Origin of the sequence: Neotamlana sargassicola (assembly GCF_020523965.1) — a bacterium.
GTDB lineage: Bacteria > Bacteroidota > Bacteroidia > Flavobacteriales > Flavobacteriaceae > Neotamlana > Neotamlana sargassicola.
Map to the genome: position 1 here is coordinate 122640 of NZ_JAJAPX010000004.1, position 13379 is coordinate 136018.

Below are 13379 nucleotides of genomic sequence, written 5' to 3' on the forward strand. Positions count from 1 at the left end.
TACACTGTCATTCTGAACTCGTTTCAGAATCTAAATTCAAAAATAATACGACCCTGAAATAAGTTCAGGTTCACATAAAAAATCCCGGAAACAACTGTTTTCGGGATTTTTTAATATAGAACGCAACCTTTTTAAGCAAATATCGTCTTAGTAAAAAAATAAGATGAGGAAACTATTAGTATTATTTACTCTGTTAATTATTTCAATAAGCTGTAAAAGTAGTGACGATAATATAGACTGTGCTACTGTAATTTGCGAAGCTTCTTCGTATTACATAAAGATAATAGATTCTGAAACAGGAAATAATTATGTAACCGAAAACAATATTACCAATAATAATATTACAATTAAAAATACTGAAGATGAAGCTATTTATTTTTACGTAGTTTCAACTAGTAATGAAGATTACAATAATACAATAAGTATAGGTTTGCATACATTAAACAATGAATCTATCACTATTGAAAATCTGTCGGAATTAGAAACATCATATTCAACAACAATTAACGACACTAATAGCTGTTGCCCTAATATTTTAATTGAAGACTTTGCAGTATCTACAGAATACAACTATACGTTTGATTATGAATTAAATATTTTAACTATTTATGTTTAATTAAAACACAACTAATGTTTATAGTTACTATTTCTCCTACCATAAATGTTTTCTTATACTTTTCTGCTCCTAAACCATAATCGAAACGGTTTAACTCAAATTCACCCTCAATTATAATACTATCAGCGTTTTCATTAATAATTAAAGGAATAGTTACATCTTTTATTACACCATGCAACGTCATTTTACCTTTAGTAATATACTTATCACCAGATTTTACTATGCTTTCAGATGTAAAATTTATGGTTTTATATTTTTCTACATGAAAAAAATCTTCGTTTTTTAAATGTTCATCTCTCTTTTTACTTTCAGTATTCACTGTTGCTGGATCTATACTAATATTAAAGCTTGAAGTTGATAAGTTATTTTTATCAAAAACCACATCACCTTTCATTCCAGAAAATGTACCTTCAACAGTATTCCATTTCATATTTTTGATACTAAATTTTACAACAGATTTCTCTTGATCTATTGTTTGTGAATTTGTGATACCTATACAAAAGAAAAGGCATAAAATAAATGCATACTGTCTCATATTAATTTATTTAAATTGATATTTTGTGAACTTATACAACAAATTTAACAAAGAAATAAAGCTTTTTTGTAAAGCTTAATTAAAAGTTGAATCGTTTTTAGTTTTGCAGTGTAATTAATTTCAACTAAATTCGTTTCAAATAGTTTATAAAATAAATTACAGAATTGTTAGGGGTGCCACTAATTGGCTGAGATTATACCCTATGAACCTGATATGTTTAACAACAGCGGAGGGAAACGAGAATTGTAATATACATTTTATGTATATAAATATACAAGCCACTTTCATTGCTGTGAAAGTGGCTTTTTTTTGAAGTAATATCAACTAAAAATAAAATAATGAAAAATTGGTACAGCGATATAAATAATAAAACCGAAAATATTTTAAGCAGCATAAAAACACATCCTTTTATAACTGAATTAATTAACGGAACCTTGCCGAATGATGTGTTTGTTTTTTACATTAATCAAGATGCCCTGTATTTATCTGAATATAAAAAAATACTAGCTGCAGTTGGCACAAAATGTAGTGACGACGACGACACACAATTTTTCTTAGACTCGGCTACAGGCATTATTCATGTTGAAAATGCCCTACATCAACAATTTTTAAAAAACGAAAAAATAATAAATGAAACCTCGCCTTCATGCGAATTATACATTAGTTATTTATCTAGATTAACACACACCTGTTCGCTAGAAGAAGCTTTAGCAGCGGTTCTACCCTGTTTTACTATTTACAAACAAATTGGCGATTATATTTTAAGCAAACAGAACGCTAACAACAACAATCCGTATAAAGACTGGATTAAAACTTACAGCGGTGAAGATTTCGAAAAATCGGTAAAAAACGCTATTGCCATTACCAACAAACATGCTGAATATGCATCGCCAAATGTTTTAGAAAAAATGAACCAAGCCTTTACTAAAGCGTCGAAGTTAGAGTGGTTATTTTGGGATAGTGCTTACAACCAAGAAAAATGGAAAATTTAACAAATTATAATAGTGTTTTAACCATTGCTGGAAGCGATTCTGGTGGTGGCGCCGGCATTCAAGCCGATATAAAAAGTATAAGTGCTTGTGGTGCTTTTGCCGCTAGTGTTATTACCGCTACAACGGCGCAAAACACACAAGGCGTTTTAGATATTCATGCCATTCCTGTGGCTCATATTGCTACGCAATTAGACGCAGTTTTAAGCGATATTGAATTTGGAGCTGTAAAAATTGGCATGCTCCATTCTAGGGAGGTTATTCAAATTGTTGAAAAAAAACTAACACAATATAAGGTTAAAAACATTGTTTTAGACCCTGTAATGGTTGCCACATCTGGCGATAAATTAATTAATGATACGGCCATTGAAACCCTAAAATCCTTCTTACCAAAAGTAGATTTAATTACACCTAATATCCCAGAAGCAGAATTGCTTTTAAACGCCAATATTTCCGCAAATAATTTTATCGCTTCCGCGGAAGAACTTGCTAGTAAGTACAAAACTTCCGTTTTATTAAAAGGCGGTCATTTAAATAATAAGCGCGACCTCGTGAAGGACGTTTTATTTGATTGGAAGACCCAAACTACAAACGAATTTATTAACACAAAAGTTAACACCAAAAACACCCACGGTACGGGCTGCAGCCTATCGTCAAGTATTGCAACATATTTGTGTTTGGGCAACCCTTTAGAAGCTGCTGTTAAAAAAGGCTGTGAGTTTGTTAATAAGGCCATTTATAACGGAAAGGACAAGGTTTTAGGAAAAGGCAATGGCCCAATAAATCATTTTAATTTATAAACAGAAGAAGCGTATAAAAACTAACAAATCTGAAATATTCCTGAAAACTATCAGGAATATTTCAGATTATTAAAAACTATTAATTTATCCGATAATTAGATCCTGAAACGAGTTCAGGATGCTAGATATAAATAGTTTAAGCCTCTGGAATGCGCTTTAAAATTTCTAAAACAAACTTCCAATATTTTTGAGCCGACGAAATTTGCGCACGTTCGTCTGGCGAATGTGCGCCTTTTATGGTTGGACCAAAGCTAATCATATCCATTTCGGGGTAATTCTTACCCAAAATACCACATTCTAGTCCGGCATGACATGCGGCAACGTGCGGTTTTTCGCCATTTAGTTCTTCATAAAGTGGTGCTAAAACTTTTAAAATTTTAGAATCCATATTTGGAGCCCAACCCGGATAATCTCCAGAGAACGCAACTTCGCATCCCACAAGTTCGAATGTGGCTCGTAGCGCATTGGCTAAATCGTCTTTTCCACTATCAACCGATGAACGTGTTAAACAGCTTATTTTAATTTTTCCGTTTTTAATAATAACCCGTGCAATGTTGTTTGAGGTTTCTACCAAATCTGGAATATCGGCACTCATGCGATAAACGCCGTTATGCGCAGCATAAATTGCTCGTGTTACACCTTCTTGAATGCCTAAATCCATTATTTTTTCTGGTATTTCAATTGGCTCAACTAAAATTTCTAAATCTGGCTCTGTAGTTTTAAACTCGTTTTTAATAGCAACACCAAGTTCTGCTATTTGAATTTTAAAATGATCTTCCTTAACCGCATCGATAGCAACTATAGCAGTACTTTCTCTTGGGATGGCGTTACGTAAACTACCGCCATCGATTTCTGAAATTCGGAGTCCGTAATGTTCGAAACCATCAAATAACAAACGATTCATTATTTTATTGGCATTACCTAAACCTTCGTGAATTTGCATTCCGGAATGCCCACCTTGTAACCCTTTTACTTTAATGGTGTAACCAATTTTAAATTCGGGCGTTTCTTCTTCGTTATAAATTCTGGTTGCCGTAACATCTATTCCACCGGCGCAACCTACACCTATTTCGTCATCTTCTTCGGTATCTAAATTCAGTAAAATGCCTCCAGTAAGTAAACCTCCTTTTAATCCCATAGCTCCTGTCATCCCCGTTTCTTCATCAATGGTAAAAAGCGCTTCTATGGCTGGGTGCTCTATGGTTTTACTTTCTAAAACAGCCATTATTGTGGCTACGCCTAAACCATTATCGGCGCCAAGGGTTGTGCCTTTAGCGCGAACCCAATCGCCATCAACATACATTTCGATGCCTTGAGTATCGAAATCGAAGACTGTATCGTTATTTTTTTGATGAACCATATCTAAATGCGATTGCATAACCACGGTTGTGCGGTTTTCCATTCCTGAAGTGGCCGGTTTTTTAATAATTACGTTTCCTACGCCATCTACAACAGTTTCTAAACCAAGAGTTTCACCAAAATTTTTCATGAATGCAATAACGCGTTCTTCTTTTTTTGATGGCCTTGGAACCGCATTTAAATCGGCAAATTTATTCCAAAGTTCTTGAGGTTCTAGTTGTCTTATTTCTTGATTCATGTATTTTTTTATTAGGACAACAAAGGTAACAAAAAGGAACCGACTTTGGCAGCTGCTCCTGATTGCAGCGGCATCCTTTTTTGAAGTATGAAAAAAAGATATAGCGGAAAGCAGGAAGAAACCTTAACAAATTTTAAACAACCATTGGGCTCTAATTTTTATTACTTTTGATGAATGCCTAAGAATAAAAAACTTGTTTTAGCTTTTGCTATTGTTCCGCAATTTTTGCTTGTGAAATTAGTAGCGAATTATCCTGAATTTATAGAAACATATTACAGCAATGGCTTGTACATTTATATTTCGAAAGCGCTGCGTTTTACTTTGGGATGGCTGCCTTTTTCGTTTGGCGATTTAGTGTATTCGGTGGCTGTAGTTTACATAATTAGATGGATTTTTATTAACCGAAAACGTATTTTTAGCGATACAAAACATTGGTTAATTGATGTTTTTGCTGCAATTTCTGTGGTGTATTTTGCTTTTCATATGTTTTGGGGTTTAAATTATTACCGTTTGCCTTTGCATGAAAACCTGAATTTAGAGGCCGATTATACTACGGAACAATTGGTTTTGGTAACGGAAAAATTGATTGCAAAATCGAACGAAGCACATTTTAACATTACTAAAAACGACACTTTAATTGTTAATTTACCATACACAAAAAACGAAATTTTAAAATTAGCTCCAGACGGTTATAAAGCTTTAAAACAAACATTTCCAGATTTAGAATACTACCCGGAAAGTGCAAAAAAATCGGTATTTAGCTACCCTTTAACTTACATGGGTTTTAGTGGTTATTTAAACCCGTTAACCAATGAGGCGCAAGTAAATAGCTTAATTCCTAGTTATAAATTCCCAACCACAACTACACACGAAATGGCGCATCAATTAGGTTATGCTGCCGAAAATGAAGCTAATTTTATTGGATGTTTAGCGGCTATAAACCATAGCGATTCTTATTTTAAATACACGGGTTATAGTTTTGCTTTACGGTTTTGCTTAAACGAAATTTACAGACGTGATGTTTGCCTATTTGAAGATTTAATTGCTGATGTTAACTTGGGTATTTTAAAAAACTACGAGGAAACGCGCTTGTTTTGGGAAGCGCACCAAAACCCTGCTGAGCCTTACTTTAAACAATTTTACAGTGGATTTTTAAAGGCTAATAAACAGAGTAAAGGCATGGAAAGTTACAGCTACGTTGTGGCACTTTTGGTTAATTATTTGAATGAAAAATCTCTATGAAAAGTTAAAATTTGTTAAGAATTTTTCAATAAAATCTTAAATTATCTAATTTAACCCCAAAACTAACTCATAACATGCTAAAAAAATCCTTTTGGTTTGTTGCTCTCCTTCTATCGGTAGCAATAAACGCCCAAGATTATTTCCCAAAAAATAACGGTGTACACACAAAAAACAGTAATTATACTGCTTTTACAAATGCTAAAATTTATGTTACACCTTCCGAAATTATTAAAAACGGTACTTTACTTATTAAAGACGGTAAAGTTGTAAATTCTGGAACTTCGGTAAATATTCCAAAAAATGCTGTTGTTGTAGATTTAGAAGGCAAGAGTATTTATCCTTCGTTTATAGATTTGTATTCTACTTTTGGAGTTAAACAACCTCAGCGCCCAAGTACTCGTTCGCGATCTACGGAATACGAACCAAGTAGAACTGGATATTATTGGAACGATCACATTATGCCCGAGCAAGAAGCTATTTCTGCATTGGCATACAGCGAAAATGCAGCTACCGATTTACTTAAAGCTGGTTTTGGCGTTGTTAACACACATGTTCACGATGGTATTGTTCGTGGCACCGGAACCCTAATTGCTTTAAACAACAGTAAAAGTAATGCTTATCGTATTCTGGAAGAACATTCGGCTCAATACTTGTCGTTAAGTCGCAGTGTTAAGACAAAACAAAGCTATCCTAATTCCATTATGGGAAGTATGGCGCTTTTAAGACAATTATATATTGATGCCGATTGGTATGCTAAAGGTAATATTGACACCAAAGACTTATCGCTAGAGGCCTTAAACAAAAACAAAAGTTTAATTCAAATTTTTGATGCTGGTAGTAGAGCCAACATTTTAAGAGCCGATAAAGTTGGTGATGCTTACGGCATACAATATATTATGCTTGGTGGTGGAGACGAATACGAACGTATTAACGAGATTAAGGCTACCAATGCTAAAATAATTTTACCTTTAGATTTCCCTGATGCGTTTGATGTTGAAGATCCTTTTACTACAGCTTCTTTATCGCTTGAAGATATGCGCGCTTGGAACCAAAAACCACACAACCCAAAAATTTTAGCAGAAAATAATATTGAATTTGCTTTAACTACGCATAAATTAAAATCGGCTAAAGAATTAAAAGCGAAAATTTTAAAAGCTATTGATGCTGGACTTTCTAAAGAAAAAGCCCTTGCCGCATTAACTACCGTTCCTGCAAAACTTATTAACAAGGAAAACGAAATAGGTTCACTTAAAAACGGAAGCTTAGCCAACTTTTTAATTACTTCGGGCGATATTTTCGATAAAAAAACGACGCTTTACGAAAACTGGGTTCAAGGAGACAAAACGGTTATTGAAGCCCTTGACAAAAAAGATATTAAAGGCGATTATACGTTTTCTATTGCAAACCAAGATTATAAAATGTCTATCTCTGGCGAGCTAAGTAAACCAAAAACTAAAATTACAGCCAATGATAAAACCTTAGATTCTAAGATTACTTACAACAAAAACTGGGTAAGTATATCTATGGCAACTATAGATTCTACTAAAAATGAATTTATACGCATTATTGCCAATCCTGGAACCAACGGTTTAACCGGAAAATCTATTTCACCTAATGGCACGGAAAACAGTTTTGTTGCGAGTTTAAGTCCTTCTGAAGACACATCTGATAAAGAGAAAAAAGACAAAGACGATAACAAAAGCAACACACTTTACCCTGTTAGCTACCCAAATAAAGCTTTTGGCTTTAAAACCTTACCAGAAACAGAAACGCTTTTATTTAAAAATGCCACGGTTTGGACAAGTGAAGATGAAGGCATTCTAGAAAACACCGACGTTTTAATAAAAGATGGTAAAATTATTAAAATAGGCAAAGACTTATCTGCCGGAAGAGCTAAAGTTATTGATGCTACTGGCAAACATTTAACCGCAGGTATTATTGATGAGCACTCGCATATTGCAACAGCATCTGTTAACGAAGGCGGTCAAAACTCTTCTGCCGAAGTTACCATTGAAGATGTTATTGATGAAACCGACACTAACATTTACCGCAACCTTGCAGGTGGAGTAACCTCTATTCAAATTTTACATGGTTCTGCAAATCCAATTGGTGGTCGCTCGGCAATTATAAAATTAAAATGGGGCGAATCTGCAGATAACTTAGTTTACACCAACACACCTAAATTTATAAAATTTGCTTTAGGAGAAAACGTAAAACAGTCTAACTGGGGAAGTTTTAATCGTTTTCCTCAAACCAGAATGGGTGTAGAACAAGTTTATATCGATTATTTTACTAGAGCAAAAGCTTACGATGCATTAAAGAAAAGCGGTAAACCTTATAAAAAAGATATAGAATTAGATGTTTTAGCCGAAATTTTAAATAAAGAACGCTTTATTTCTTGTCACTCGTACGTACAAAGTGAAATTAATATGTTAATGAAAGTCGCAGAACAATTCAATTTTAACATAAACACCTTCACCCATATTTTAGAAGGCTACAAAGTTGCCGATAAAATGAAAGATCACGGTGTTGGCGGTTCTACTTTTAGCGATTGGTGGGCTTACAAATACGAGGTAAACGATGCCATTCCTTACAACGCAAGCATTATGCACAACGCCGGTGTTACGGTTGCCATAAATAGTGACAATGCCGAAATGGCTAGACGATTAAATCAAGAAGCTGCAAAAACCGTAAAATACGGTGGCATGAGCGAAGAAGAAGCTTGGAAATTCGTTACCATTAATCCTGCTAAATTATTACACATCGACGATCGCGTTGGAAGTATTAAAGTTGGAAAAGATGCCGATTTAGTGTTATGGTCTAATCATCCGCTTTCTATTTACGCTAAAGCGGAAAAAACCATTATTGAAGGAAAAACTTATTTTGATATTGAAAAAGATAAGCAACTACAAGCTGAAGTTACAAAAGAACGCAGCGAGCTTATCAATTTAATGCTTCAATCTAAAAGCAAAGGCAACAAAACACAGCCTATCAAAAAGAAAACAAAAACCTTATTACATTGCGATTCTATGGATAACGAATTAGCTGAAGCACATAGCCACTAAAAGTTAATCCTAAAACATATAAAAAATGAAAAAAACAATAACACTATTATACACGCTGTGTTGCCTTGTAAGTTTTGCGCAACAAACACCAGCACCTGAACAAACTAAAGCCATTACCATTGAAGGTGCTACTGCACATATTGGTAACGGCGAGGTTATAGAAAATGCCTTAATTATGTTTGAAGGCGGAAAAATAACCTACATTGGAAGCGCCTTAACCAAAATTGCTAGAAAAGGCGACATTATTGACGCCAAAGGAAAACACGTTTACCCTGGGTTTATTGCACCAAATGCAACGTTAGGTCTTGTTGAAATTGATGCCGTAAGAGCTTCAGACGACGATGCTGAAATGGGACTTTGGAATCCTAACGTAAGAAGCTTAATTGCCTACAATGCCGAATCTAAAATTGTAGAATCGATGCGACCTAACGGTGTACTTTTAGGTCAAATTACACCACGTGGAGGATTTTTATCTGGAACATCGTCTATCGTTCAATTTGATGCTTGGAACTGGGAAGATGCAGCTGTAAAAGTTGACGACGCCGTACATTTAAACTGGCCTCGCACCTTTAGAAGAAGACGTGGTAATGTAAGCGTAAACAAAGATTATGATAAACAAACCGAACAAATAACAACTTATTTTACAAATGCAAAAGCTTATTTAGGTGGCGATAAAACACCTACACATTTACCTTTTGAGTCTCTAAGCGGTATTTTTAATGGTTCGCAAAAATTATTTATTCATGCCGATGAAGAAAAAGGTATTATTGAAGCTGTAAACTTCGCAAAAACCTTCAATCTTAAAAACATTGTTATTGTTGGTGGTGCCGAAGCTAATAAAACTACAAAATTGTTAAAAGACAATAATATTCCTGTAGTTTTAATGCGAACACACTCTTTACCTGGTTTAGATGACAACGATTACGATTTACCATACAAAATGGCTAAACTTTTAACCGATGCAGGCATAACCGTTGCCCTTGAAACTAGTGGCGATATGGAACGTATGAACACCAGAAATTTACCGTTTTATGCCGGAACTACTGTTGCATATGGACTAACAAAAGAACAAGCTTTACAACTAATTACCCTAAATGCAGCAAAAATAATAGGTATTGATACTAATTATGGATCGCTTGAAAGCGGAAAAAGCGCGACCTTATTTATATCGGAAGGTGATGCGTTAGATATGAGAACAAATATTATTTCTGAAGCATTTATTGATGGCAGATCTATTAGTTTAGAAACGCACCAAACAACACTTTGGAAACGTTATTCTAAGAAGTTAGAAAACTAATTATAGCTACTTAACACTAAAAAGAAGCTGTTTAAAAGGTTTCCTTGTCATTCTGAACTTGTTTCAGAATCTACAACTTATAACCATGAGAACCTGAAACAAGTTCAGGTCGACATATAAAGAGGTCACTTTTTTAAACAGCTTCTTTTTTCATAAATTTTTAAAGAACCTCTACTCTATTATTTTACTTCCTTCTGGAGCTTCAAAAACAGAAGGCATTCCGCAGAAATAAAACATCAAGTAATTGTAAAACTTACATTTACTTTCTAATTGTTTATAATTTCATAAAGAATACAAACTGTTTTTTCATCAAAACCAAAACTAGGTTTTGGTAATTCAATTCTCGATTTTCTTTACACTAAATCTATCGTTGTTACTTCATCGCCTTTCTTATTACCTATTGTAAAATCAAGCATTTTCAAAGTATTCCAAGTAAAACTTTTCCTCTAAGCGTGTGAAACACTTCAGAAATTAGCTCTGTAAGTATAGAGATTGCATCGGGCCTTTAAGTTTTATAATTTATTCAACCATAAGCTTTTTAACACTCTCAAAACCATCCTTCTTTATTTTCAAAATATACAATCCACTTTTAAACTTTGAAACATTTAAATGTGTTTTGTTTCTATCCAGTATTTCGTTGGTTTTTAAAATTAATTTCCCTTGTAAATCAAAAGCGCTAATCTCGATTAATCCTTCGGTTGTATTGGTAAATATTAAATCGAGCTTTCCATTAGTAGGGTTTGGATACATAGAAACGCTTTTAGTATTAAAATCTTCTGTTGAAAGACTAGTTTCGTCCACAAATTTAGTTTCGAAAATATTGGTTATAATGGGGTCGTTAAAATCAAAATAAATTTCGGCTTTATTGGGGATAATATCACCAACACTATAACCTGCAGTTGGTTTTATTTTGTAGTACACATAACCATGACTGTTTGGTTCATCCATGTCTTCACTTGGTAAATATATGTTATCAAATTGCCAATTTAATTGATTATTAGTTCTTGTAAAAACATAATCATGACTGGATGTTAATATTTGAATGGTAGATTCATCTAATTTAGAATCTAAAGTATTGTCAATTGAAATATTTATTGCATCTGCTGTTCCTACATTTTGAAATCGTATTGTATAGAATAAATAATCTTCATCTGTAAAAGATTCATGCAAAATTTCTGGACCGTGAGATTCTAATATATCGTTAGGATCGTAAGAGCCTACTAATGTTTCAGTAAGTGTTGAAGAATTATCGGTTAAATTATAATCATAAAACGAAACCGAAACAGAGTTAGTTAATACATCCCCTAAATTTAATGAGGATGGCACACTCATATTAACAAATAGGGTTTCAGTTTCGTATGGCTCAATCTCTTGAATATTTAAAACGAATCCGGTATTTGTAGTAGTGAGTGTATTTTCAGGACTAACACCTAAAACTTCTATCACTTCCACATTCTCATCTTTTTCAAAATAAATATTTAATGAATTAATAGTTTGATGTGCAGAGTTTTTTATTTGCAATTTATTAGTATAATTAAATCCAGGGCGAGGTGAAACATCACTTAACAAAACTACAGCAATATTTCTACACGTCTTTTTCTTAACAACAGGAAAAGATAAGTGTTTTATTTTTCCACCTGAAACACTAACATAATACATAACTTCATTTGTGACTTCGTAACAGTTTGTCAACTCATTAAATAAGGTATAGCGTATGGTATACTTATCCGTATCATTTTCAGTTTCAATTGTAAAAAACCCTTTAGATGCATCAACATTATGAATAACACCATTATTATTCACTTCATAGGTAAAAGTACCTTGCGAAAAATATTCCTCCTGAGCAGAAAACGAACCATCCTTATTTTCATCGTAAAATGCACTTATAGACAGCCTCCCTTTATCCGTGCAATTATTCACATAAAGATAAATGCTTCCAAATAATGGACAATTCCCATATTGATAACGAAAATAGACTCTATCTTGATAAGGCTTTAAATTTTGAAAATATTGCGGTAATTTATTAATATTAGCTTGAGCATCCTCCTGGGTTCTAAATAAATCTAAACCTTCTGTAGGCACACCGTTTATGTAAATTCTCGCATCATTAGAATTGAATTCCGTAATACCATCAATTGCATCTGAATCGCATTTATACAAACTATCATAATCAAATACTGGTTTTCTTTCTACAGTTAATTTTAATGATTTAACAATATAATCTTGCAGGTTATTTGGATTAAAAATATAAACATAGATCGCTTGATGGTTATATAAATTTGTGTAATTTTCTGTGTTGTAAATCCGATTTATACCAACATTATTAGAATTATCCCAACCTTCATAAAACAAAACATCTAACTTCGGGTACTCTTCCTTTACCATGTCTGATATAGTTTCAAGATTAAAACTATCAAAACCAGTGTAATATGAATGGTCTTGACATACGTATAAATCTTTTAGGTCAACATCTATCTCTGGCAAATCAACATAAAAATCAAATGAAAAGATTTCAAATAACTCACAAGGTTCATTTTCTACTCTTGCAAACAATGTAACTAAAGTGTTACTATTAAAATCGTCGCTTGGAATTATTTCATTAGTTTTATTTTCTGCATCTATTTCAGAAAAATAATACGATACTTTTAATTTGTTTTGGTCTGATAATATACGATTGGTTATAGATGTAAAGGGCAGGTTTTCAACCCCATTCCTATCCTCATCAATAATAACAAAGTCTGTGATAATATCATATACCAAGATAGGTTGAAGCACTCCTATTTGAGCGGAGTTTTTTATATAGGTATTTCCCCAAGAGCTTCTATACCTTGCTCTAAAATATATAGTTTCTTGACTACTGGTAGTAAGGTCGTAATAAGATGCTTGATATGATGTAAGTGCATTTGTACCATTATTCATATCTTCTTCTGTCAAAAAATACTGTGTAGATTCGTATTGATAACTGCTAGCATTACAAAAGGGGAAAGGAAAAACACCCTTTAAGTTAAATGTTTCTAATCCATCATTATCACTGTCACATTTATAATATTCTAAATCTTCACAACCAGCAGAAGACCCCTGAGCAAAAGTAAACCAAGAAAAAAATATTGAAAAAAAGAAGAGTAAAAGTTGTTTCATGTTTGGAGTAAATTTACACCACCAAACATAGTAAAAAATTAACTACAAAAGTTGTATCTAGCTTACAAAAGCTATTTATTCTTCAACTTTTTCGATTAAA

9 protein-coding genes and 1 riboswitch are annotated in these 13379 nt (G+C 33.3%); of the genes, 6 read left to right on the forward strand and 3 right to left on the reverse strand.

Going from position 1 to position 13379, the window contains the following annotated elements:
- The first annotated feature begins 163 nt into the window (after window positions 1-163).
- On the forward strand, window positions 164-616 hold the full coding sequence (locus LG651_RS10850) for a hypothetical protein (protein ID WP_226696151.1): 453 nt from the start codon (window positions 164-166) through the stop codon (window positions 614-616).
- On the opposite strand, the gene LG651_RS10855 is transcribed toward LG651_RS10850, so the two are convergent.
- A complete protein-coding gene (locus LG651_RS10855) occupies window positions 603-1151 on the reverse strand; it encodes a YceI family protein (RefSeq protein ID WP_226696152.1) in 549 nt (182 codons plus the stop codon). The genes LG651_RS10850 and LG651_RS10855 overlap by 14 nt on opposite strands.
- 159 nt (window positions 1152-1310) lie before the next feature.
- Window positions 1311-1403: riboswitch (TPP riboswitch) on the forward strand.
- Between the two features lie 86 nt (window positions 1404-1489).
- Between LG651_RS10855 and tenA the strand changes: the two genes are divergently transcribed.
- The gene (gene tenA, locus LG651_RS10860) at window positions 1490-2143 is read left to right on the forward strand and encodes a thiaminase II (RefSeq protein ID WP_226696153.1); all 654 of its coding nucleotides are present in this window, start codon (window positions 1490-1492) and stop codon (window positions 2141-2143) included.
- The gene (thiD, locus tag LG651_RS10865; RefSeq protein ID WP_226696154.1) at window positions 2131-2940 is read left to right on the forward strand and encodes a bifunctional hydroxymethylpyrimidine kinase/phosphomethylpyrimidine kinase; all 810 of its coding nucleotides are present in this window, start codon (window positions 2131-2133) and stop codon (window positions 2938-2940) included. Before tenA ends, thiD begins: the two co-directional genes overlap by 13 nt.
- Window positions 2941-3076: 136 nt before the next feature.
- Here thiD and LG651_RS10870 read toward each other — a convergent pair whose 3' ends face one another.
- Window positions 3077-4537 (reverse strand): aminoacyl-histidine dipeptidase, encoded by a 1461-nt coding sequence (locus LG651_RS10870; RefSeq protein WP_226696155.1) that lies wholly within the window; start codon window positions 4535-4537, stop codon window positions 3077-3079.
- A gap of 174 nt (window positions 4538-4711) precedes the next feature.
- On the opposite strand from LG651_RS10870, the gene LG651_RS10875 reads away from it, so the two are divergent.
- From LG651_RS10875 to LG651_RS10885, 3 genes are all read left to right on the forward strand, one after another.
- Complete coding sequence (locus LG651_RS10875; protein WP_226696156.1) at window positions 4712-5779, forward strand: DUF3810 domain-containing protein; 1068 nt, start codon at window positions 4712-4714, stop codon at window positions 5777-5779.
- A gap of 74 nt (window positions 5780-5853) precedes the next feature.
- On the forward strand, window positions 5854-8844 hold the full coding sequence (locus tag LG651_RS10880) for an amidohydrolase family protein (RefSeq protein ID WP_226696157.1): 2991 nt from the start codon (window positions 5854-5856) through the stop codon (window positions 8842-8844).
- A gap of 25 nt (window positions 8845-8869) precedes the next feature.
- Complete coding sequence (locus LG651_RS10885; RefSeq protein WP_226696158.1) at window positions 8870-10141, forward strand: amidohydrolase family protein; 1272 nt, start codon at window positions 8870-8872, stop codon at window positions 10139-10141.
- A gap of 519 nt (window positions 10142-10660) precedes the next feature.
- Here LG651_RS10885 and LG651_RS10890 read toward each other — a convergent pair.
- A complete protein-coding gene (locus tag LG651_RS10890; protein WP_226696159.1) occupies window positions 10661-13279 on the reverse strand; it encodes a DUF7619 domain-containing protein in 2619 nt (872 codons plus the stop codon).
- Window positions 13280-13379: the final 100 nt, after the last annotated feature.